We start from the raw sequence: 20,892 nt of genomic DNA, 5'->3' as shown, positions 1-20,892 counted from the left end.
CGGCCCGGGCCGCTCGGCTCGTCAGGCGAGCCCGCGGCGAGGACGTGCGGGCGGCCGGACGCCGCGGATCGAGGCCACCATGTCCAGCACCTGGCGGGTCTCGCGTACGTCATGGGCACGGAAGACGCGCGCGCCCTGCCACGCCGACACTGCGGTGGCGGCCAGCGTTCCGGGCAACCGCTCGCCGACAGGCAGGTCCAGCGTCTCCCCGACGAAGTCCTTGCGTGACAACGCGACCAGGACGGGCCAGCCGGTGGCTACGAGCTCGTCCAGCCGGCGGGTGACCTCCAGGGAGTGCCAGGTGTTCTTGCCGAAGTCGTGGGTCGGGTCGACCAGGATCCCGTCCCGGCGTACTCCCGCGGCGACCGCCCGGTCGGCCAGCTCGGTCACCCTGGCCACCACGTCGGCCACCACGTCGGCGTAGGCCACCCGGTGCGGGTCCGTACGCGGGGGCAGGCCACCGGTGTGCGAGCAGACCAGGCCGGTGCCGAACTCCGCGGCCACCTCCGGCAGCTCCGGATCGGCACCGGACCAGGTGTCGTTGATCAGGTCCGCCCCGGCCGCGCAGAGCTCCCGGGCGACCTGGGCGCGCCAGGTGTCCACGCTGATCACCAGGTCGGGATGGCGTGCCCGCACCTCGGCGACGAAGGGCGCGGTCCGGGCGAGCTCCTCGGCCACCCCCACCTCCGCGCCGTGCCCCGCCTTGACCCCGCCGATGTCGACGATGTCGGCGCCGTCGGCGACCACCGCCGCCACCCGGTCCAGGGCCGCGTTCTCGGCGAACGTCGCTCCCGCGTCGAAGAACGAGTCCGGCGTCCGGTTCACGATCGCCATCACGGCGTACTCCCCGGCGCCGAACTCCTGCCCGCCCAGCCGCAACATCCGCACCTCCGTGGTCGGCGTGCCGCCGACCTGCCCGCCACCGCTCGGCTCCCGGCCGAGGATCCGTCCTCGCCCGGGCATCCGCTGAGCTCCCAGCCTGGCAGGCCCGGTTGGGCGACGTCGCGTGGGCGGGGTGGCCGCGGGGTGGCCGGGGCGACGCGGCGGCGTCCCCTACCGGGCCGCCCGGGGGTGGCGCATGGCACGATCGGGCGCATGACCTGGTTGTGGGTCGTTCTCGTGCTGGTCGTGCTCGGATCAACCGCCGCGGTGGCGGTCGGGCGCGGCGGTGCGATGGCGCGCGCCTATCCCGACCGACGGGAGGTCCGGCTGCCCGCCGGCCGTCCGGTCAGCGCGCGCGACCTCGACGACGTGCGGTTCTCCGTCGCGCTCCGGGGCTACCGCATGGACGAGGTGGACGACGTGCTCGCCAGGATCGGCCGCGACCTCGCCGAGCGTGAGGAGCGGGTGGCCATCCGCGAGCGGGAGGTCGCCGAGCGCGAGCACCGGCACCCCGATCACCAGGACCACGGCGAACGCTCCGATCAACCTGCCGGCGAACGCGCCGCCGACCGGAGCGACGACCGATTCGATGATCCAACCGCCGACCGGAGCGACGAGCCGGCCGGCGACCAGGGCGAGCGGTGAGGGCGGTGACCGGTCCGGGCGGGCTCGTGCGGTGCGCCTGGGCGACCTCGGCACCCGACTACCTCGCCTACCACGACCTCGAGTGGGGCCGGCCGATCCGTGACGACCGCGGGTTGTTCGAACGCATGACGCTGGAGGCGTTCCAGTCCGGGTTGTCCTGGCTGACGATCCTGCGCAAGCGGCCGGCGTTCCGAGCGGCGTTCGCAGACTTCGACATCGCCGCCGTGGCCGGGTTCGACGACGCCGACGTGCGCCGTCTGCTGGCCGACGCCGGGATCGTCCGCAACACCGCCAAGATCAACGCCGCGATCCGCAACGCCCGGGCGGCCCACGACCTCGACGGCGGCCTGGCGGCGCTGCTCTGGTCGTTCGCCCCCGACCCGGCGACCCGTCCCGCGCCCCGCACCCCCGCCGACGTACCCGCGACCACCGCGGAGTCGACGGCGATGGCGAAGGCGCTCAAACGCAACGGGTTCACCTTCGTCGGGCCGACCACCTGCTACGCCCTGATGCAGGCGGCCGGCATGGTCGACGACCACCTGCTGGACTGCGTGGCACGTGGGTCGGCCGCCGGCGAGATGCCCGCCGAAGACTTGTCCGCCGGGGCGAGCAGCGCCAAGCCGAGGGAGTGATCAGGTGGCCCGTCGAAGAGTTGCGTCCGGGAACGAACTCGAACGCGAGTACGGCTACAGCCGGGCGGTGTCGATCGGCAACCGCGTGCTGGTCGCCGGAACCGCGCCGGTCTGGGAGGACGGCGAGGTCGACCCCGATCCCGGGGTGCAGGCGTTCCGCTGCATCGAGATCATCCTGACCGCGCTGGCCCAGGTCGGCGCCGGACCCGAGCACGTCGTCCGCACCCGGATGTACGTCACCGACGCGGCCTACGCCGACGTGGTCGGCCGGGTGCACGGCAAGGTGTTCGGGGAGATCCGTCCGGTGACGTCGATGCTTGTTGTCGCCGGTCTTCTCGACCCGCGCTGGAAGGTCGAGATCGAGGCCGAGGCGATGCTGCTGAACGAACGCACCAAGTGGGGCCGGGTGCTCGGCGGCCGCTGATCATGACCGCCGGCCACCGGCCCGGGCCCGGACCCCGCGAGGAGCTGGCCCGGGTGGTCGAGGTGTTCGCGCGGGGCTACGCGTTCACGCGCAGCGCGACCCACCCCTACCTCGCCGAACGCCCTCCCGGACGTTCGGGCGGGACGGCCACCGCATGGGTTCTCCGCGACGCACCGCGGCGCGACCCCCGGCGGTATCGCCGCGAGGAGTGGGTGGGCCACGGCCCCGACGCCGCGAACCTCGACGCGCTGGCTCGGGCACACGCCCGCACGCACTTCGTCCTGTCGGTGGTCCGCGCGCCGGACGAGCCGGACGCGCCGCTGCGCTCGGCGTACAAGTCCCGGGGCTTCCGGTTTGGCGGTGCCGAGCCGCTGATGATCCACCGGCTCGGCGCGGTGCCTGCCCCGCCGGCCGCGCGCACCGCCGAGGGGACGGTCGTGCGGACCACCCGGGTGACCACGCCCGCGCTCGCCGAGCGCCTGGGCGTCGCGACACGCCGGCGGCCCCTCGCGCCGGAGCTGCTCGCCGAGGACAGCCTGGTACGCCAGTACGCCGCGCTCGCCGGCGGTGAGATCGTCGGCTGGGTCGGCAGCGTCGTCGTACGGCTCGACGACGACACGGAGGCCACCTGGTGCGCCGACCTGCACGTGCCGGCCGAGCACCGGCGGCGTGGCATCGCCCGCGCCCTGCTGGCACGGGTGCTGCGCGACGACCGGAAGTACGCATCCACCGGGTCGGTCCTCACCGCGAGCCGGGCCGGCGCCGGGCTCTACCGAGCTGCCGGCTACGAGCAGCTCGGTGAGTTGCTGGCGTTCCAGCCGCGGAAGGACTGAGCCGCGGTACGCGAGGAGCGCCGGTCAGCGGCCCTCGAACTCCGGCCGGCGTTTGGCGACGAACGCCGCCACCGCGTTGGTGTGGTCGGCGGTGGCGCCGCAGCGCCGCATCATCGCGCCCTCGAACTCCAGTGCCTCCTCCAGCGAGCTGTGCGCGGCGAAGGCGAGCGACTCGCGCACCGCCGCGTAGGCGACCGTCGGCCCGGCGGCGAGCTCGCGGGCCACCGCGTTCGCCGCACCCGCCAGGTCCCCCGCGGGAACCACCGACGTGGCCAGTCCGATGCGTTCGGCCTCCGCGGCCGCGATGGTCCGCGGCCGCATCAGCAGGTCCACCGCCCGGGCGTGGCCGACCAGCCGGGGCAGCGTCCACGAGGTGCCGGTGTCGCAGGGCAACCCGATCGCGGTGAACGCGAGGTTGAACCCCGCGGTGTCGGACAGCACCCGGAAGTCGCAGGCGAAGGCCAGCGCGGCCCCGGCACCGGCAGCCACGCCGTTGACCGCCGCTACCACCGGTTTGGGCATGGTCGCCAGGCCCCGCGCGATCGGGATGTAGTGCTCGGGGACAGTGGACCAGACCTCCTCCAGCGGACGGTCACGCAGCGCCGCGACGTGTTCGCGGAGGTCCTGGCCGGCACAGAAGGCCTTGTCACCGGCACCTGTGAGCAGGACGCAACGTACGGAGTCGTCGTCCGCGGCGGTCGAAACGGCGTCCCGCAGCGCCTCCTTGGTGGCGAGGTCCAGGGAGTTCGCGGCGTTCGGGCGGTTCAGCGTGATCGTGGCCACGCCGGACTCCACGGCGTACCGGACCGGCGTGGACTGCCCGGCCGCCGCCTCGGTGGGTGTGCCGGTGGGCGAGTGTGAGGTCATGTCGTTCCTCCGGTCTGGGTGAGGCAGCTGTCGACGAATCGGGCCGCGGCCGGGAGCAACGTCGCGGCGTGGGTGTCGAAGTACGCCGCGGCCGCGTCTCCGGGCCACTCGGCGGGAAGCAGGTCGGGCGGCAGACCGGGGTCGGTGAACAGGAACTTCCGCCACTCGTGGACCAGCCGGCTGCGGGCCGCGAACGCCCGCCGGTCTCCGTCGTCGCCCATCGTGACCTCCTCCACGCCGGCTCCTCCCACGCCGTCGGTCTCCGCGGCGGCGTCCGGGTCTGCCCAGACGTGCGTCCGGGCGTCCCGCAGCCACTGCTGGTACGCCCTACCCAGCGTGGCCAGGTCGAAGGCTCGGGCGGCCAGCTCGCCTGGGTCGCCGAGGTCGCGGGCAGTGAAACTGTCCGGGCGTACGCCGTCCGCCGCGAGCAGGGACTCCGCTTCGCCGGAACGGCGCGGCGCCAGCCAGGTGTCCCCTCCGAGGCGGGCGTACCCGAGGAAGGCGAGGCCTGCGTGCAGTCGCTCGCGCAGGCTCCGGTCGGGCAGGTGGGGGAGGACCAGGAGGTGCCAGGTCCCGTCCCACTCGCTGCCTCGGGTGCGGTAGATGCGGGCAGCGGCCTCGTCGAGCCGGCGCACGGCACGGTCGGTGAGCGCGTAGCCGGGCCCGCCCGCCGTACGGACCGGTGTCAGCCAGCCCTGCCGGACCATCCGGGACACCGCGGTCCGCACCGCCGCGGCGGTGATCCCGAGCGGCGCCAGCAACTGGACCAACGCGGCCACCGGCGCCCGGCCGCCCCGTGACCGGAGGTGGTCGCCGTAGAGGTCGAAGAGCGCCGAACGTGCCCGCATGAGCGAAGTCTGCCGGAAGAGTGCCGATCCGACCGGCTTTGTGTGCCGGCTCGAGTGGCGCTGAGTGGTACGGGGTGGCGCTGCGTGCTGTCCTGTCGCGACCGGTGGCACCCGGTCTGTACGGAGCGCCACCGATCGACACGGAGTGACACCGAGTTGCATCGATCCGGACACGCTGGGCGGCCCCACGGCGATCTTGACTTTCGGTGTCCATGCACGATGCGGGATAATGTCCCGGCGTAACGGCACGCTTCGGCGGCCTCGCACCCCTCGCGGTGTGGAGCCGTCGCGCACGGACGACACGAAAGGAGTGCGCGGATGGCGGCCATGAAGCCGCGGACGGGCGACGGACCGCTTGAGGTCACCAAAGAGGGGCGGGGCATCGTGATGCGCGTGCCACTCGAAGGTGGAGGGCGGCTCGTCGTCGAGCTCTCGGCCGACGAGGCCCGCGAGCTCGGTGACGCGCTCAAGTCGGTCGTGGGCTAGCTCGACCAGGACACCAAGCACCAGCCACACCAGCAACACCAGCCAGCGAGCAACTGCCCCGGCCGGGGCCGCGGTCCCGGCCGGGGCTTTCGTATGCCGGCGCCGTTCCCGGCAGGGTTTCCGACTATTCGGGCTGTACGACACAGTCGCCGGTTCACTTCCCGTACGACCATCCTTGTGGCACGATCACCGCACTCAGTCGAGTACTGCGTCAGGTGACACGGGGGAAGGTTCGCCACCTCAGACCGGAGGCCGTCGGGCTTCGCCCTGCGACCTCGGACCCTCGTGCCTTCAACGGGGGAGGTCTGTGCGTTGAGCGTTTCGAAAACTCGTCTCCGGTCCCTGGCCGTGGGCGGCCTGGTGGCCGGCATGGTCGTGGCGATCGGCCCGGCCGGCTGGGCCGGGACGCCCGGCTCATCGGGGCATGAGGGCGACCGACCGGCGAACCAGCGGACGGCCGTCGCTGGCTCCGCGGACGGCCACGGCGAAGGCGGGGCGTCCAGCCGCCGAAGCCGGCCCGTCTCGGTGACCCTGGTCACCGGCGACCGGGTCCTGCTGCCGAAGGGTGACGCGACCGCCGCTTCGGTCCTGCCGGGCAAGGGCCGCAAGAAGATCACGTTTCTGACCCGCCGCACCGGCGGGCACCTGTACGTCATTCCGTCCGACGCGCTCGGCGCCCTCGGTTCCGGCCGGCTCGACCGGCGGTTGTTCGACGTGACCGGCCTGATGGAGTCCCGGTACGACGATGCCCACCGGGGGACCGTCCCGTTGATCGTCACCTACGCGGATTCCTCGGCGCGGTCGGCGGCCGGAGCACGGCTCTCCGCCGTCGGCGCCCGGCAGGTGCGTACGCTCCCGGCGGTCGGCGGCGCCGCACTGACGGTGGACAAGAAACAGGCAGGGCAGTTCTGGGTCGGGCTGACGACGCCGGGCGCGCGGAGGCTCGGACCCGGCATCGCCAAGGTCTGGCTGGACGGTCTGCACCACCCTGCTCTGGACCAGAGCGTGCCGCAGATCGGCGCGCCGGCTGCGTGGAAGGCCGGTTACACCGGCAAGGGTGTGACGGTGGGGGTGCTGGACACCGGCATCGACGCCACTCACCCCGACCTCGCCGGCCAGGTCAGGCTGGCCCACAACTTCACCGAGGGGCCGGCAGGTGACCAGGTCGGTCACGGCACGCACGTGGCGTCGATCATCGCCGGCACGGCGAAGGCGTCCAACGGCAAATACAAGGGTGTCGCCTTCGACGCGAAGCTGCTCGACGGGAAGGTGTGCGTCGACGAAGGATGCGAGGAGTCCGCAATCCTCGACGGTATGCAGTGGGCCGCGGCACAGAAGGCCACTGCCGTCAACATCAGCATCGGCGGTAGCGACACCCCCGGCGACGACCCGCTGGAGGAGGCCGTCGGCACGCTGACCCGGCAGACCGGCACGTTGTTCGTGATCGCCGCCGGCAACAGCGGCCCGGAGGATCACACGATCGAGTCGCCGGGTTCGGCGGAGGCCGCGCTCACGGTCGGTGCCGTGGACAAGCAGGACAACCTCGCCGACTTCTCCAGCCGCGGGCCGCGGGTCGGTGACGGCGGGATCAAGCCGGACATCACCGCACCGGGTGTGGACATCGTGGCCGCCCGGGCGGCCGGAACCGAGCTGGGTGACCCGGTGGGCGACAAGTACGTACGGCTGAGCGGGACCTCGATGGCCACCCCACACGTTGCCGGCGCCGCGGCTCTGCTGGCCCAGCAGCACCCGACCTGGAAGGCGTCCCGGCTCAAGCCGGTGCTGACCTCCTCGGCGAAGGCCAACCCGGACCTGTCCGTCTACGAACAGGGCGCCGGCCGGGTCGACGTGGCCAAGGCCATCACCCAGACCGTGCTCGGCACCCCCGTCGGTGTGTCGTTCGGGACCGCGCGCTGGCCGCACTCCGACGACACCCCGGTGACCAGGCAGGTCACCTACCGCAACACCGCCACGAAGGCGGTCACCCTCGCCGTCAAGGTCCAGCTCAACCGGCCCGACGGTCGGCCCGCCCCTGCCTCGGCGATGCGGGTCAGTGCTCCCACCGTGACCGTCCCCGCCGGCGGGTCCGCCTCGGTGTCGGTCACCTCCGACACCCGGCACAACGGTCCCGACGGCGCGTACAGCGGCCGCCTCGTCGCCACCGGCCCGGGCGGGGTCTCACTGGGTACGCCGCTCGGGGTGGAGAAGGAGGTCGAGAGCTACGACCTCACGATCAGGCACCGCGACCGCCAGGGCAAGGCCACCACCGAAGCGTTCGACACGCTGGTCGGACTCGACAACTACACCTTCCTCACCCCCGAAGCCGGCGCCGACGGCAACACGAAGCTCAGGCTGCCGAAGGGGACCTACGTACTGGAAGCCGACATCACCGACTTCGAGTCGTCGGACCCGACGATCGTCGAGCTCGTGCAGCCCACCGTCGCACTGACCCGGAACACCACGATCGACGCCGACGCCCGCATCGGCCGGTCGGTGTCGACCACCGTGCATCGCTCTTCGGTGCGCCCGGCACTGGTCGACGTCTCCTACGACCGCACCGGTTCGGTCTCGGGTCTCGGCTCCTCGGTCTGGACCGAATCCTTCGAGGGGCTCTACACCGGCCAGCTGGGTCCCAAGGCTCCGGTCTCGGGGATGCTCTCCCACATCGGCAGCCAGTGGGCCGTCCCGGGCAAGGACGACTCCTTCGCCGACAGCCCGTACTTCTACGGCCTGCTGAACGCCGTGCGCGGCCGGTTCTTCACCGGCTTCCAGCGCAACGACGTCAAGGACAGTCAGCTGAGCAAGGTCGTCTCCCGGTTCGCCCGCCAGCAGCCGGGACGCCAGGCCGTCCGGTCCGTGTTCGGCGCGGCCGATCCCAGTGCGTCGATGTCCTCGGCCGGCCTGGTCCTGGACCTGCCGAACCAGGTGACGAGCTATCTCGACGCCGGTCCGACGACCTGGTCCACCGAGTTCACCGAGTTCGCCGTCGACGAGGACGGCTGGCCGGAGGATCAGACCGTGCTCGGCGCGCCCGATCGCAGCTATCGCGCGGGTGAGGCGTACCAGGAGAAGTGGAACTCCGCGGTGTTCGGGCCGACCCTGCCGGCCGAGCCCGGTTACCCGTCCGTGGGACGGTACGCCGACGAGCTGGTCGTCAGCGTCCCGTCGTACTCCGACGCCGCCGGCCACCCGGGCGACTCCCTGGTGGACACCGCTCGGACCCGGCTCTACCGCGACGGGCACAAGATCGCCGAGTCGGCGTACGCAGGCTTCCTCGACGACGCGGTGGCCGTGCCCCGGGCCAGGGCGGCCTACCGGCTCGAGGTCACCGCGACCAGGCCGACCTACTCCAGGCTGTCCACGAAGATCACCGCCACGTGGACCTTCTCCTCCGGGCACGCCGGGGACGAGGAGCACGGAGTCGCGCTGCCGCTGTCGGCGATCCGGTTCGCCCCGAGGGTGGACCAGTGGAACCAGGACCACCAGCACCGGGTGAGTCTGGTCCCGGTGACCGTCACACCCCAGGCGGGGTCGAAGTCCGGCCGGACGAAGAGCCTCACGGCGTCGGTCTCCTGGGACGACGGCAGGACCTGGCGGAAGGCGCTGGTACGCCACGAGCGGGGCGACCACTGGGTGGTCGTGGTGCCGCCGGCGCAGCACCGGACCGGCTACGTCTCGCTGCGGGGGAAGGCGGTCGACACCTCGGGCAACACCGCCGAGCTGACCGTCCACCACGCGTACGCCATCGGGCAGTGACCCCAGCTCGCGGGAACCGAATTCCACCGTCTTGGATCCGGTGGTTTCGGCTCCCGCGGGTGCGGGGTAGATGTGGCTGCGAGCGACCGGACACGACACCGACGCGGCGGACGGACCACCCACCCCGTACGCGACAGGTCGGCCCGGATCGCCAGTGGAGACGCCCGGTGCCGCTCGACCCGGCGGCGAGCGGCATCGGGTCTCCTCCGCCGGCCAGACCCGTTCGGGGCTCGCTCCGGCTTTTCCGACTCCAGCTCTTCCCGGCTCAGCCGATCAGCCCGGCGTATACGTCGGCGGTCCGCCGCGCCAGCGCGTCCCAGCCGTACTCCTCGACCGCCCGAGCCCGTCCGGCCAGGCCCATCGTCGCGGCCCGCCCCGGATCGGCGACCAGCGTGTTGACCGCCTCCGCCAGGCCTTGCTCGAAGGTGACCGGATCGGCCTCGTCGTAGTCGACCAGCAGTCCGGTCCGGCCGTCCTGGACGACCTCCGGGATGCCGCCGACCGCGCTGGCGACGACGGCCGTCTCACACGCCATCGCCTCCAGGTTGACGATGCCCTGCGGTTCGTAGATCGACGGGCAGCAGAACACCGTGGCGTGCGTGAGCACCTGGATGACATCCTCGCGCGGCAGCATCTCCTGCACCCACACCACTCCGTCGCGCTCGGCCCGCAGCCGGTCGACGGCGGCCGCGGACTCCGCGGCGAGCTCGGGGGTGTCCGGCGCACCGGCGAGCAGCACCAGCTGGGCCTTCGGGTCGAAGTCGGCGGCCGCGCGCAGCAGGTGCGGCACCCCCTTCTGCCGGGTGATCCGCCCGACGAAGGCGACGCTCGGCCGGCCGGGGTCGATCCCCAGCCGGTCCACCACGTCGGTACGCCGGTCGGGGGCGTACTGCACCGTGTCGATGCCGTTCGGGATCACCCGCACGCGCTCGGGGTCCACCGCCGGATAGCAGTCGAGGACGTCGGCCCGCATGGCGGCGCTGACCGCGATGATCGCGTCCGCGCTTTCGTACGCCGTCCGCTCCGCCCACGACGACAGCCGGTAGCCGCCGCCGAGCTGCTCCTCCTTCCACGGCCGGCGCGGCTCAAGGGAGTGCGCGGTGACCACGTGCGGTACGCCGTACAGCAGCTTGGCGAGGTGGCCGGCCAGGTTGGCGTACCACGTGTGCGAGTGGACCACCTGCGCCCGCTCGACCCCGGCCGCCATCTCCAGGTTGGCCGCGAAGATCCGCAAGGCCGGGTTGGCGGCGGCCAGTCGCGGGTCGTCCTCGCTGTGCGCGACGGCGCCGTCGCGGGGAACACCAAGGCAGTGGACGTCGAGGTCGACCAGGGCGCGCAGGGCCCGGCTGAGGTAGTCGACGTGGACGCCGGCGCCGCCGTAGACCTGGGGCGGAAACTCTCGGGTGAGCATCGCGACTCGCATGTCCGGACTCTACGGCCCGGGTGCGGACAGGCGAAGCCCTCGACCCCCGGGTGACCGGCCCAGGCCGTGGCATCATCGGCGGATGACGCGGGATCACGGCAGTTCGCGCGACGACCCGGACGACCCACTTGTGCGGCTGCGGGCGCTGTGCACCGCGCTGCCCGAGGTCACCGAACGCCCCAGTCACGGCGAGCCGACGTGGTTCGTGCGGGACAAGAAGGCGTTCGTGATGTACGCCGACCACCACCACGACGACCGGCTCGGGTTCTGGGCAGCGGCGCCGGAAGGTGTGCAGCAGCTGCTGGTCGGGGCCGAGCCGGACAGCTTCTTCCGGCCGCCCTACGTCGGGCACCGCGGCTGGCTCGGGGTCTACCTCGACGTCGACGTCGACTGGGATCGCGTGGCCGAGATCGTCACCGACGCCTACCGCCGGATCGCCCCCAAGAGGCTGGTCGCCGAACTCGGCCGGACCGGGGCTCAGGAGCCCGAGGTCGGCACCCAGTAGCGCAACTTGCCGTTGCGTTCGTCCTCGAGCACGCCGCCGTTGGCCTCGATCACCTTCCGTGACCCTTCGTTGTCGGTGTCGCAGGTGACCAGCACCGGGTCGATCCCGAGGTCGCGGCTCGTCGGCAGCGCCGCCGCCAGCATCGCGGTCGCGTGGCCGCGGCGCCGGGCGCTCGGGCGTACGTCGTAACCGATGTGGCCGCCGATCTCGAGCAGGAACGGCGTCAGCCGGTGCCGGATCGCCAGCCGGCCGAGGTACTCCTCGCCGTCGACGTACCACAGCGTGGTGGAGGGTACGAAGCCGTTCGGCCGCGGCGTCTCCTCCCGCCCCGCCGCACGCAGGTCCGCGACGTACGCGGCGAACCCGACCGGTGTCGACCACACCGCTGCGTACTCACGGAACTCCCGTCCGATCATGGAGTTGTCCTCCACCGTGCCGCGCCCCTCCGCGAGGAACTCCTGCATCGCTTGGAGGAACGAGACCCGCACCGTGGGTGTCGGCGTGACCAGATCAGGCATGGCGCCCATTGTGACGCGTGTGTAATCGCCGGAGACTAGGGTGCCGGTATGGGTAAGGAACCGCGGGTACTCGGAATCGTGTTGGCCGGCGGCGAGGGCAAGCGCCTCATGCCTTTGACAGCTGACCGCGCGAAACCCGCCGTGCCCTTCGGCGGCACGTACCGGCTCATCGACTTCGTCCTCTCCAACCTCGTGAACGGCGGCATCCGCCGACTTTGCGTACTCACTCAGTACAAGTCGCATTCGCTCGACCGGCACGTGTCCCTGACCTGGCGGATGTCCACCCTGCTCGGCAACTACGTCACGCCGGTTCCGGCCCAGCAGCGTCTCGGCCCGCGGTGGTACCAAGGCAGCGCGGACGCGATCTTCCAGTCGCTGAACCTCATCTACGACGACCGGCCGGACTACGTCGTCGTGTTCGGCGCCGACCACGTCTACCGAATGGACGTCGAGCAGATGGTCGACGCCCACATCGCCGGCGACGCGGGCGTCACGGTGGCCGGCATCCGGATGCCGCGCGACCAGGCGTCGGCGTTCGGCGTGATCGAGACCCACCCCGACGGGCGGTCGATCAGGGCGTTCCTGGAGAAGCCCGCGAACCCGCCCGGCCTGCCGGACAGCCCGGACGAGACGTTCGTGTCGATGGGCAACTACGTCTTCTCCACCGACGTGCTGCTGGACGCGCTGCGGATGGACGCCGACGACGAGGGCTCGGTCCACGACATGGGCGGGAGCATCATCCCGATGCTCACCGACAAGGGCGAGGCGCAGGTCTACGACTTCGCCGACAACGACGTGCCGGGTACGACCGACCGCGACCGCAGCTACTGGCGCGACGTCGGAACTCTCGACTCCTACCACGAGGCCCACATGGACCTCGTCTCGGTCGAGCCGATCTTCAACCTCTACAACACCGAGTGGCCGATCTTCACGAGCTTCCCGCAGTTGCCCGGCGCCAAGCTGGTCGAGGGCGGGCAGGCCACCGAGTCGATCCTGTCGATGGGCTCGATCATCGCCGGCGCCCGGGTGGACCAGTCCGTGCTGTCGCCGGGCACCCGCATCCTGCGGGGAGCCGAGGTGAGCAGCGCGGTGATCCTCAACGGCACGGTCGTGGGCGAGGGCGCTGTGGTCAGGCGCGCCATCCTGGACAAGAACATCGTGGTGCCGGACGGCGCCCGGATCGGCGTCGACCCCGAGCACGACCGGGCCCGCGGGTTCACCGTGACCGACAGCGGCATCACCGTGGTGGGCAAGGGCCGCCGGATCCCCGACAACTAGACGAACAGGGCCGGGCGGTACGCGGGGCCCGCGAACCCGTCAGGGGCGCTTGGTGGCGCAGAGGAGCCCGTCGCCGGCCGCCAGCAGCACCGGGACCACCCGCTCGTCGTCGAGGATCCGCTTGCCGAGCTCGCGGATCGTGACCGTCACCGGGTCACGCTGCGCCGGATCGGCCACCCGGTCGTGCCACAGCGTGTTGTCGATGGCCACCACGCCGCCGGGCCGCAGGAGGCGCAGGGCCTCCTCGTAGTACTCGGCGTACTCGTTCTTGTCCCCGTCGCAGAAGACGAGGTCGTAGGCACCGTCGGTGAGCCGGGGGAGTACGTCCAGGGCGCGGCCGGTGATCAGCCGGGTGCGCTGGGAGGCGATGCCGGCGTCCAGGAACGACTCCCGCGCCAGCCGCTGGTGCTCGGCCTCGACGTCGACGCTGGTGAGAGTGCCGTCGGGACGCATGCCGCGCAGCATCCAGATGCCGGAGACACCGCAGCCGGTGCCGATCTCGACGACTGTCCGGGCGCGGAGCACGGAGGTGAGAAACCGCAGGGCCGCTCCGCCACCTTGTCCGATGGGACTCGCCCCGACCTCGGCGGCGCGCGCCCTGGCCTTCGTGAGCACGTCGTCCTCGGCGACGAAACCCTCGGCGTAGGCCCAGGTGTCGGGCTTCATCGTGGAGATAACTGCCTCCTTGGTGGCGCGCGCACGTCTGGGCGGCACGTCGTTCGCAAAGATCCGGTCCGGGTGGAAGCCTAGTCCCCTCCCGCCCGGAATCTGACTGCAACGCCTGGTCAGGACGGTTCTGGTCGTGGTTCGGTCGCGGTCCGGTCGCGGATCGGACCCGGCCGGGCACTTTGGGTGGCGTTCGGTGACGACGGCGTGACCTGACGGACACGTCCGACCCGCACCCTGAGACCTGGTAAGGGACAAACCCTGAGGTTCCCCAAGCTAAGAAGGGGCTAAGACCAGGGGTGGATCCGAGGCGTTTTGGCCGACCCGCAGGGACAATGGGAAAGCACCGCCGGACCTGCGGCGGGGCGTCGCCTGCTTCGTGCGGGCCGACGGAAGGACGATACCGCGGCGGGAGTGCCCCGGCGCCGGTGGAAGTTGGCGGAGGTGGTCCGATGGCCGACAATCTCGCGGGCACGGTGCCGGCAGAGACCTGGACGCCTCCGTCCTGGGACGAGATCGTCCGCACACACTCCTCGCGGGTCTACCGGCTCGCGTACCGGCTGACAGGCAACCGGCACGACGCCGAGGACCTCACCCAGGAGGTCTTCGTCCGGGTCTTCCGATCGCTGTCCACCTACACGCCCGGCACCTTCCAGGGCTGGCTGCACCGCATCACCACCAACCTCTTCCTCGACCTGGCCCGCCGTCGGCAGCGGATCCGCTTCGACGCGCTGCCCGACGACGCGCCCGAGCGGCTGCCCGGCTCGGAGCCGAGCCCGGCCCAGGCCTACGACGACCGGCACCTCGACGCCGACATCCAGGCCGCACTGGAGGCGCTTCCCCCGGAGTTCCGGGCGGCTGTGGTCCTGTGTGACATCGAGGGTCTGTCGTACGAGGAGATCGCGGCGACGCTCGGCGTCAAGCTGGGCACCGTCCGCAGCCGGATCCACCGGGGCCGGTCCCAGCTGCGGGAGGCGTTGGCCCACCGGATGCCGCCGCGCCGGCCCGAGCCGGATGCACCTGCCGCCGCCACTGTCTCCGGCGTCACCGACGTCACCCCCACCGCCGGGTCCACCGGCACGGCCGACACCGCCGAAAGGACGGTCACCGCCGAAAGGACCTCCTGGTGACCCACGACCGCGCCGTCCTGTCCGCGCTGGTCGACGGGGAACTCGACCACGACGCCCGTGACCAGGTGCTCGCCCATCTCGCCCACTGCGCGGAGTGCCGCGACGCCGTCGAGGCCGAACGCCGGGTCAAGTCGCTGCTGTCGGGGATGCCCGAGCCCGCAGCGTCGGCGTCCCTGCAGGCCGGGTTGCTCGCGCTGGCCGAGCCGGCCCCGGCGTTCGCGGAGGACCCGTCCCATCGGTCCCTCGGTTCCGGCGCGGGCGCGACCACGGGCGGCGCCGCCCGTACGCCGGTCCACACCGGAGTCCCGGTTCCGGTCCGCGCGCCGCGCCTCGGGCCGCCTGCCGCCCATCGTCCACCTGGCCAGCCCGGCACCCGCCGGCCACGCCGCGACGGCCACCCCGCCGGGCGGTCCCGGCGCCGGCTGACCGTCGGCGTCGCCGGGGCCGCGGCGATGGCGACGATGACGTTCGTGGTGGCGTTCGCCGCGGGGGGACAGCCGAAGGAGCCGCCGGTGAGCGTGGTGCCGCCGGTGCAGCGGTACGCCGTCGACCACGCCGGCTCCGCGGCCGAAGTCCCGTTGTCCGATCCCGGTGCCGTGACCGCTTCCTTCGATCGGGGGCTTCTGGCACCAACGGCCGGGCGGTGACGCCATGCCGATCCGTTCGAGCCGTTCGATCCGGCCGATCCGTCCTCCGTGGCCGGGAGCCCGGACCCTCCGCACGCCGTCTGCCGCCTCGGTACGCCTGCTGGTGGTGACGCTCCTCGCCGGCGTACTGCTCGCGGCCGCGGTGCCGGCCGGGTCCGCCGCCGGTACAGCGCGCGGTGCGCGGGATCCGCGGGCGGTGCTGCCCGAATCGCCGAGCGCGCCGGACGACCCCCTGGCGCTGCGCCTGCTGCACCGCGCGGTGGTGGCCGAACACACCGTCGCCTACCGCGGAACGCAGTTCGTGGCCGTCTGGTCCCGGGCTGCCGACAGTTCCGAGCTCGTCGACGTCGCCAACGTCCCTGGTCGTGGGACCACCCTCGCCGGGCGGGGCGGCGACAACCCCACCGCCTTCGTGGACAGGTCCGCGAACGCGCGTACGGACGGCTCGGAGGCCTCCGGCGACCACGTGGAGGGCCTGGATCTGCTCGCGGGCGCCTACCAGTTGCGGCTGGCGGCCCCGAGCCACTCGCTGGGGCGTACGACCGACGTGGTGGAGGCTGTGCGCGCCGACGGTGCCGTCGCGGCGCGGTTCTGGCTCGACCGGCGGACCGGTGTCCTGGTACGCCGGGAGCTCTACGGCCACGACGGGTCCCTGGTCCGGGCCAACGCGTTCGTCGACCTGGACCTCGGCTCGGCTCCCGCTTCGGCCGGGTCCGGTGGGCAGCCCGCGCGGGCGACGCCGAGGCCCGCGGCCGACGACGGGCCGGTCGTGGCGGCGGCCGACTACCCCCGGCTGGCCGCCCAGGGCTGGAACTGCTGCGAGCGCCGGCTGGGCTCCGGCCCGGCCCTGCGTGACGTACGCCGGTCCGACGACGGCGCGAGACTCCACCTGTCCTACACGGACGGCCTGGTGAGCACCTCGGTGTTCGAGCAGCGAGGCGCGCTGAACGAGGCGGGTATGCGCGGTTTCACCAGGCGTAGCACCGACACCGGTGACGTGTACGTGAAGTACGGCCTGTCGTCGTACGCCGTCTGGGCCGGCAACGGCCTGGTTTACACGGCGGTGTGCGATACGCCCCAGGGGCTGGATGCGGTGGTTGCGGCATTTCCCCGCGACCGGGTGACCACCACAGGACCCGGCCTGACGCAACGACTGGACCGGGGCGCCGCCAGGATGGTGTCCTGGTTGAATCCCTTCGACTGACGAGGTGTGGGGCGCGCCGGGCGCCCCGCGGGGTTCGACGAGGGAGGGGTGGGGCCGGGATGACCGAGCGCAGCGAGGCGTACGAAGGCGGACGAGTCGCCCCGGGAGCCCAGCCCCAGGCGCCTCGGTCCGAACAGCCGCAATGGTCGGCTCCGCGCGCCCAGCAGCCCTCGCCGCACGCCCAGGAGCCCTCGCCGCAGGCGCACGCTCCCTCCCCGCCACAGTCCTCGCCGCAGCCGCAGGCTTCGCCGTGGCTCGCGTCCCCGCAGCAGCCGGGGCCGCGCGGCGTCCCGCCGCAGCGGAGCACCCGGTTGCCCGGTTACCCCACCGAACGCCCCGACTTCGAGCCCCCGCCGCCGTGGGCCCGCCCGGCCGCCGGTAGCGGCGCACATCGGGCCGAGCCCGCGTTCGCGCCGTCTCCCACCGGCCCGGCGGGCCGCGACGGCGGTCACGGACGGCTGCCCCGGCGGAACGTCCTGATCGTGGTCGGCGTCGTTCTCGCCCTGCTGGCGGCCACGCTCGGCGCCACCGCGGGCGTGCTCGCCACGCTGCGCTGGGGCCCGGCGCTGATCACCAGCGACCCCCAGGCGCCGGACGACAACCTGGGGGCGAAGGGGTCGGCGTTCCCCAAGCCGGAGAGCGTCGCCAGCGTGGCCAGGGCCTTGCTGCCCAGCGTGGTGCAGATCTCGGTGACCGCCGCGCAGGGGCGGGCCACCGGCTCCGGGTTCGTCCTTCGCCGCGACGGCTACATCCTCACCAACAACCACGTGGTGGCCCCGGCCTCCGGCGGCAACGGCATCAAGGTCACCACCAACGACGGCCAGGAGGCGACCGCGAGCGTGGTGGGCCGCAGCCCGGCGTACGACCTCGCGGTGATCCGGGTCAAGGGCGTCCGCAACCTGCGGCCGGTGGCGCTCGGCAACTCCGACAAGGTGCGGGTGGGTGAGCCGGTGGTCGCACTGGGTTCCCCGCTCGGCCTGGCCGGCACGGTCACCAGCGGCATCGTCAGCGCGCGCAACCGCCCGGTCACCGCGGGCGGCGGGCAGAGCGAGATGTCGTTCATCAACGCGCTGCAGACCGACGCGGCGATCAACCCGGGCAACTCCGGCGGGCCGCTGGTCAACCTGCGCGCGGAGGTGATCGGCGTCAACTCCGCGATCGCGACGATCAGCCAGCGCAGCCCGTTCAGCGGCGACCAGGAGCAGGGCAGTATCGGCCTGGGCTTCTCCATCCCGATCGACCAGGCCCGTCGGACCGCGGACCAGATCATCAAGACCGGCCATGCGGTGTATCCGGTGGTCGGCGCGGTCGTGGACGTCAACCACCAGGGCCCCGGTGCCCGGCTCGGCGAGGTCCAGGCCGGCAGCGCGGCGGCCAGGGCGGGCCTGCAGAAGGGCGACGTGGTGAAGGTCATCAGCGGCCACCGGGTGACCGGGGCCGACGACCTGATCGTCCAGATCCGCAGCCACGTGCCCGGTCAGCGGGTCGAGCTAGTCTACGAACGGGGTTCCGAAGAACACAAGGTGATCGTCACTCTCGGTCAGCAGACCGGCTGAGCCGTACGCCACTTCCGTACCACGCGCTGATCCTCGCTCCGGTCGCCCGCTGCCGCCCTGTCGCCGGCCACCGGCGGGGGAGACGGGGGGCCGGGCCTAAACCGGTCTGCCGGGCCCCGCACGGAGATCAGCGAGGGAGGTTACTCTGGCCCCGTGTTCGACATCGGCGCTCCGGAGCTCATCGTCCTGGCGATCGCCGCGCTGTTCATCTTCGGGCCGGATCGGTTGCCCGACATAGCGCGGCAGGCGGCGCGTGGCGTCCGGCAGGTGCGCGGGATGGCCAACAACGCCCGCCGCGAGCTGTCCCGTGAGCTCGGGCCGGAGTTCGAGGACCTCGACATCGCCGACCTCAACCCGCGTAACTTCGTCCGCAAGCACGTCCTGTCCGGCCTGGACGAGGACGACCTGCGCATCGACCGCGACCTCGACCTGCGCGACGACCTGCGGGTGGACACCGAGTCCAGGAGCAGCCGCAACGGCACGAGCAACGGTTCGGTCGACGACGACCACGACCGGAACTACGGGTCGACGTACGACTCCGACCACGATTCGGACTCCACGGACCCGGTGAACGGCTCGGTCCACGTCGACGACACCGACGACCTGGCCGACACCTACGGCAGGAGTGACGCCGACGACCTGGGCTCCGAGACCGACCGGGCCGACGCGGACCTGACCGGCGACGGCGGGCCGGACCGGCCGGCCGACCGCCGCCCGGTCTTCGACCTCGAGGCGACCTGAGCCCGAAGCGGGTCAGCGCGCACGGACGGCCGGCCGAAGTCCTTCTCAGGGCTTCAGACCGGCCGCTCGGCGGATCAGGATCAGCGCGCGGTCGGGGTGAGTCCCAGCGACCGGCCCACCAGGCTCGGCCGGCGGTCGGCAAGCTGCTTGGCGAGGCCCGCGAGCACGTCCGACGCCGCCGCACCGGGGTCGTCGAGTACGACCGGGCGGCCGGTGTCGCCGCCGGTGCGCAACCGCGGGTCCAGCGGGACCTCCGCCAGCAGCGGCACGTCGTACCCGAACCGCTCGCTCAGCGTCGACGCCACCCGCGCACCTCCGCCGGTGCCGAACACGTCGATCCGGTGGCTCGGCCCGCAGTGCGGGCACGGCAGCCAGGACATGTTCTCCACCACGCCGACGACCTTCTGGTTCAGCATCGAGGCGATCGTCCCGGCGCGTTCGGCCACCTCGGCAGCGGCCTCCTGCGGAGTGGTCACCACCACGACGTCGGCGTTGGCGAGCTGCTGGCCCACGGAGATGGCCATGTCGCCGGTGCCCGGCGGCAGGTCGAGCAGCAGGACGTCGAGGTCGCCCCAGTAGACGTCGGACAGCATCTGGCCGAGGGCCCGGTCGAGCATCGGACCGCGCCAGGCGACCACGTGCTGACGGCCGGGCTTGAGCATGCCGATGCTCATCACCTTCACGTCGTACGCCGGCACCGGCATGATCATCTCTTCGACCCGGGTGGGCCTCTGATCGGCGATGCCCACCATGGCGGGGACGGAGTGGCCGTACACGTCGGCGTCCAGCAGCCCCACCTTCAGGCCCTGGGCGGCCATGGAGACCGCGAGGTTGACCGTCACCGACGACTTGCCGACGCCGCCCTTGCCGGAGGCTATGGCGTAGATGCGGGTGAGGGAGTCGGCGCGGGCGAAGGGGTTCTCCTTCGCCGGTGCGTTACCGCCTCCACGCAGCCGGCCCTGCAGCTCCTGCCGCTGCTCGGTGCTCATCACATCGAGGGTGACCGCGACGTCGCGCACACCGGGCACCGCGGACAGCGCCTTGGTGACGTCGCGGGTGAGCGTCTCGCGCATCGGGCAGCCCGCGACGGTCAGCAGGACGGTGACCTCCGCGGTGCCGTCCGGGCGTACCTGCACCGACCGGACCATGCCGAGCTCGGTGATCGGCCGGCGGATCTCGGGGTCGAGGACGCCGCCGAGGGCAGCGTGGAGTTGTTCCTGGCTAGGCACGGTCATACCTCGATGCTACGGGCTGCCGTCCCGGCCGCCCCGCCCGCGGGAGCGTGACGTACGCGACGTCTGCCCGCTCGCCGGTCCCGGCCGGGGCGCGGTGTCGGCGCGCACGTGCTCGCCCTCGTCGTTCTGCAGGTCCTCCAGGTCGGTGAGCAGCGAGCGCAGCTCCGACCGCAGGAAGTCGCGGGTGGCCACCTCGCCGACCGCGAGCCGTAGCGAGGCGACCTCGCGGGCGAGGAACTCGATGTCGGCGCGGGTGCGGACGTTCATGTCGCGGTCCTGGTCGTACTGCACCCGGTCGCGGGCCTCCTGGCGGTTCTGGGCCAGCAGGATGAGCGGTGCGGCGTACGACGCCTGGGTGGAGAAGAACAGGTTGAGCAGAATGAACGGGTACGGGTCCCACTGGAGGCCGAAGATCCCGACCAGGTTCAGCGCGATCCAGATGATCACGAAGACCGTCATGTACGCGATGAAACGGGCGGTCCCCATGAACCTCGCGAACGTCTCGGCGAACCGCCCGAAGATCTCCGGGTCGTAGTGGGGGCGGAACGCCCGGGCGGGAGCCCGGGGCGTGTCCAGCCGCCGCCGGTCCCGCCTGGTGCCGCCGGACTCCCGGAAG

General features: G+C 72.4%; 21 protein-coding genes. 13 read left to right on the top strand and 8 right to left on the bottom strand.

All coding sequences use genetic code 11. The features are described from left to right. Positions 1–21 precede the first annotated feature (21 nt). Positions 22–882: a dihydropteroate synthase gene (gene folP, locus ABZV93_RS19285; RefSeq protein ID WP_354938190.1), complete on the bottom strand. Its 861-nt coding sequence runs from the start codon at positions 880–882 to the stop codon at positions 22–24. 213 nt (positions 883–1,095) lie between these two features. On the opposite strand from folP, the gene ABZV93_RS19280 reads away from it, so the two are divergent. From ABZV93_RS19280 to ABZV93_RS19265, 4 genes are read left to right on the top strand one after another with little or no spacing between them, the layout of a single operon-like run. Next, the gene (locus ABZV93_RS19280) at positions 1,096–1,527 is read left to right on the top strand and encodes a DivIVA domain-containing protein (protein WP_354937746.1); all 432 of its coding nucleotides are present in this window, start codon (positions 1,096–1,098) and stop codon (positions 1,525–1,527) included. Next, a complete protein-coding gene (locus ABZV93_RS19275) occupies positions 1,524–2,159 on the top strand; it encodes a DNA-3-methyladenine glycosylase I (RefSeq protein ID WP_354937743.1) in 636 nt (211 codons plus the stop codon). The genes ABZV93_RS19280 and ABZV93_RS19275 overlap by 4 nt, the downstream gene beginning before the upstream one ends. A 4-nt stretch (positions 2,160–2,163) precedes the next feature. Further along, positions 2,164–2,583 (top strand): RidA family protein, encoded by a 420-nt coding sequence (locus tag ABZV93_RS19270; protein WP_354937740.1) that lies wholly within the window; start codon positions 2,164–2,166, stop codon positions 2,581–2,583. 2 nt (positions 2,584–2,585) lie between these two features. Continuing rightward, a complete protein-coding gene (locus ABZV93_RS19265) occupies positions 2,586–3,416 on the top strand; it encodes a GNAT family N-acetyltransferase (protein WP_354937737.1) in 831 nt (276 codons plus the stop codon). Positions 3,417–3,440: 24 nt separating this feature from the next. On the opposite strand, the gene ABZV93_RS19260 is transcribed toward ABZV93_RS19265, so the two are convergent. Further along, positions 3,441–4,283 (bottom strand): enoyl-CoA hydratase-related protein, encoded by an 843-nt coding sequence (locus ABZV93_RS19260; protein ID WP_354937734.1) that lies wholly within the window; start codon positions 4,281–4,283, stop codon positions 3,441–3,443. Beyond that, positions 4,280–5,131 (bottom strand): PaaX family transcriptional regulator C-terminal domain-containing protein, encoded by an 852-nt coding sequence (locus ABZV93_RS19255; RefSeq protein WP_354937731.1) that lies wholly within the window; start codon positions 5,129–5,131, stop codon positions 4,280–4,282. Before ABZV93_RS19255 ends, ABZV93_RS19260 begins: the two co-directional genes overlap by 4 nt. 318 nt (positions 5,132–5,449) lie before the next feature. Between ABZV93_RS19255 and ABZV93_RS19250 the strand changes: the two genes are divergently transcribed. Then, a complete protein-coding gene (locus tag ABZV93_RS19250; protein WP_092656719.1) occupies positions 5,450–5,617 on the top strand; it encodes a DUF3117 domain-containing protein in 168 nt (55 codons plus the stop codon). Between the two features lie 312 nt (positions 5,618–5,929). After that, entirely contained in the window at positions 5,930–9,373 is a 3,444-nt protein-coding gene (locus ABZV93_RS19245) for a S8 family serine peptidase (RefSeq protein WP_354937728.1), read from the top strand. A gap of 265 nt (positions 9,374–9,638) precedes the next feature. Here ABZV93_RS19245 and glgA read toward each other — a convergent pair whose 3' ends face one another. Then, on the bottom strand, positions 9,639–10,796 hold the full coding sequence (gene glgA, locus ABZV93_RS19240; protein WP_354937725.1) for a glycogen synthase: 1,158 nt from the start codon (positions 10,794–10,796) through the stop codon (positions 9,639–9,641). Positions 10,797–10,878: 82 nt separating this feature from the next. On the opposite strand from glgA, the gene ABZV93_RS19235 reads away from it, so the two are divergent. Continuing rightward, a complete protein-coding gene (locus tag ABZV93_RS19235; RefSeq protein WP_354937722.1) occupies positions 10,879–11,301 on the top strand; it encodes an MmcQ/YjbR family DNA-binding protein in 423 nt (140 codons plus the stop codon). Here ABZV93_RS19235 and ABZV93_RS19230 read toward each other — a convergent pair. Continuing rightward, positions 11,274–11,819 (bottom strand): GNAT family N-acetyltransferase, encoded by a 546-nt coding sequence (locus ABZV93_RS19230; protein ID WP_354937719.1) that lies wholly within the window; start codon positions 11,817–11,819, stop codon positions 11,274–11,276. The two genes, ABZV93_RS19235 and ABZV93_RS19230, sit on opposite strands and share 28 nt — an antisense overlap. A gap of 48 nt (positions 11,820–11,867) precedes the next feature. On the opposite strand from ABZV93_RS19230, the gene glgC reads away from it, so the two are divergent. After that, entirely contained in the window at positions 11,868–13,097 is a 1,230-nt protein-coding gene (gene glgC / locus ABZV93_RS19225; RefSeq protein WP_354937716.1) for a glucose-1-phosphate adenylyltransferase, read from the top strand. A gap of 39 nt (positions 13,098–13,136) precedes the next feature. Here glgC and ABZV93_RS19220 read toward each other — a convergent pair whose 3' ends face one another. Beyond that, a complete protein-coding gene (locus ABZV93_RS19220) occupies positions 13,137–13,763 on the bottom strand; it encodes an O-methyltransferase (protein ID WP_354938187.1) in 627 nt (208 codons plus the stop codon). A gap of 452 nt (positions 13,764–14,215) precedes the next feature. Between ABZV93_RS19220 and sigE the strand changes: the two genes are divergently transcribed. The 5 genes from sigE to ABZV93_RS19195 all read left to right on the top strand — a co-directional run bounded on the left by sigE (position 14,216) and on the right by ABZV93_RS19195 (position 19,041). Beyond that, entirely contained in the window at positions 14,216–14,893 is a 678-nt protein-coding gene (sigE, locus tag ABZV93_RS19215; RefSeq protein WP_354937713.1) for an RNA polymerase sigma factor SigE, read from the top strand. Continuing rightward, complete coding sequence (locus tag ABZV93_RS19210) at positions 14,890–15,540, top strand: zf-HC2 domain-containing protein (RefSeq protein ID WP_354937710.1); 651 nt, start codon at positions 14,890–14,892, stop codon at positions 15,538–15,540. The genes sigE and ABZV93_RS19210 overlap by 4 nt, the downstream gene beginning before the upstream one ends. 4 nt (positions 15,541–15,544) lie before the next feature. After that, positions 15,545–16,744 carry a hypothetical protein gene (locus ABZV93_RS19205; protein WP_354937707.1) on the top strand — a complete coding sequence of 400 codons (1,200 nt, stop codon included), beginning with the start codon at positions 15,545–15,547 and terminating at the stop codon, positions 16,742–16,744. A gap of 59 nt (positions 16,745–16,803) precedes the next feature. Then, a complete protein-coding gene (locus tag ABZV93_RS19200) occupies positions 16,804–18,300 on the top strand; it encodes a trypsin-like peptidase domain-containing protein (RefSeq protein WP_354937704.1) in 1,497 nt (498 codons plus the stop codon). Positions 18,301–18,453: 153 nt separating this feature from the next. Next, on the top strand, positions 18,454–19,041 hold the full coding sequence (locus ABZV93_RS19195) for a sec-independent translocase (protein WP_354937701.1): 588 nt from the start codon (positions 18,454–18,456) through the stop codon (positions 19,039–19,041). Between the two features lie 80 nt (positions 19,042–19,121). Here ABZV93_RS19195 and ABZV93_RS19190 read toward each other — a convergent pair whose 3' ends face one another. Both ABZV93_RS19190 and ABZV93_RS19185 read right to left on the bottom strand, forming a co-directional pair. Beyond that, a complete protein-coding gene (locus ABZV93_RS19190; RefSeq protein ID WP_354937698.1) occupies positions 19,122–20,276 on the bottom strand; it encodes a P-loop NTPase in 1,155 nt (384 codons plus the stop codon). 9 nt (positions 20,277–20,285) lie between these two features. Then, entirely contained in the window at positions 20,286–20,852 is a 567-nt protein-coding gene (locus tag ABZV93_RS19185) for a DUF1003 domain-containing protein (RefSeq protein ID WP_354938184.1), read from the bottom strand. Positions 20,853–20,892: the final 40 nt, after the last annotated feature.

Source organism: Actinopolymorpha sp. NPDC004070, from assembly GCF_040610475.1.
Classification (GTDB): domain Bacteria; phylum Actinomycetota; class Actinomycetes; order Propionibacteriales; family Actinopolymorphaceae; genus Actinopolymorpha.
The sequence above is the reverse complement of the archived record's forward strand: the minus strand, read 5'-3'. Positions and strand labels throughout refer to the sequence as shown.

Bases quoted from the DNA above. Each gene is read 5' to 3' on its own strand.
- ABZV93_RS19235 (WP_354937722.1), top strand. From the start codon at position 10,879: ATGACGCGGGATCACGGCAGTTCGCGCGACGACCCGGACGACCCACTT.
- ABZV93_RS19260 (WP_354937734.1), bottom strand. From the start codon at position 4,283: ATGACCTCACACTCGCCCACCGGCACACCCACCGAGGCGGCGGCCGGG.
- ABZV93_RS19255 (WP_354937731.1), bottom strand. From the start codon at position 5,131: ATGCGGGCACGTTCGGCGCTCTTCGACCTCTACGGCGACCACCTCCGG.
- glgA (WP_354937725.1), bottom strand. From the start codon at position 10,796: ATGCGAGTCGCGATGCTCACCCGAGAGTTTCCGCCCCAGGTCTACGGC.
- ABZV93_RS19190 (WP_354937698.1), bottom strand. From the start codon at position 20,276: ATGACCGTGCCTAGCCAGGAACAACTCCACGCTGCCCTCGGCGGCGTC.
- folP (WP_354938190.1), bottom strand. From the start codon at position 882: ATGTTGCGGCTGGGCGGGCAGGAGTTCGGCGCCGGGGAGTACGCCGTG.
- ABZV93_RS19200 (WP_354937704.1), top strand. From the start codon at position 16,804: ATGACCGAGCGCAGCGAGGCGTACGAAGGCGGACGAGTCGCCCCGGGA.
- ABZV93_RS19250 (WP_092656719.1), top strand. From the start codon at position 5,450: ATGGCGGCCATGAAGCCGCGGACGGGCGACGGACCGCTTGAGGTCACC.
- ABZV93_RS19220 (WP_354938187.1), bottom strand. From the start codon at position 13,763: ATGAAGCCCGACACCTGGGCCTACGCCGAGGGTTTCGTCGCCGAGGAC.
- glgC (WP_354937716.1), top strand. From the start codon at position 11,868: ATGGGTAAGGAACCGCGGGTACTCGGAATCGTGTTGGCCGGCGGCGAG.
- ABZV93_RS19205 (WP_354937707.1), top strand. From the start codon at position 15,545: ATGCCGATCCGTTCGAGCCGTTCGATCCGGCCGATCCGTCCTCCGTGG.
- ABZV93_RS19280 (WP_354937746.1), top strand. From the start codon at position 1,096: ATGACCTGGTTGTGGGTCGTTCTCGTGCTGGTCGTGCTCGGATCAACC.
- ABZV93_RS19230 (WP_354937719.1), bottom strand. From the start codon at position 11,819: ATGCCTGATCTGGTCACGCCGACACCCACGGTGCGGGTCTCGTTCCTC.
- sigE (WP_354937713.1), top strand. From the start codon at position 14,216: ATGGCCGACAATCTCGCGGGCACGGTGCCGGCAGAGACCTGGACGCCT.
- ABZV93_RS19265 (WP_354937737.1), top strand. From the start codon at position 2,586: ATGACCGCCGGCCACCGGCCCGGGCCCGGACCCCGCGAGGAGCTGGCC.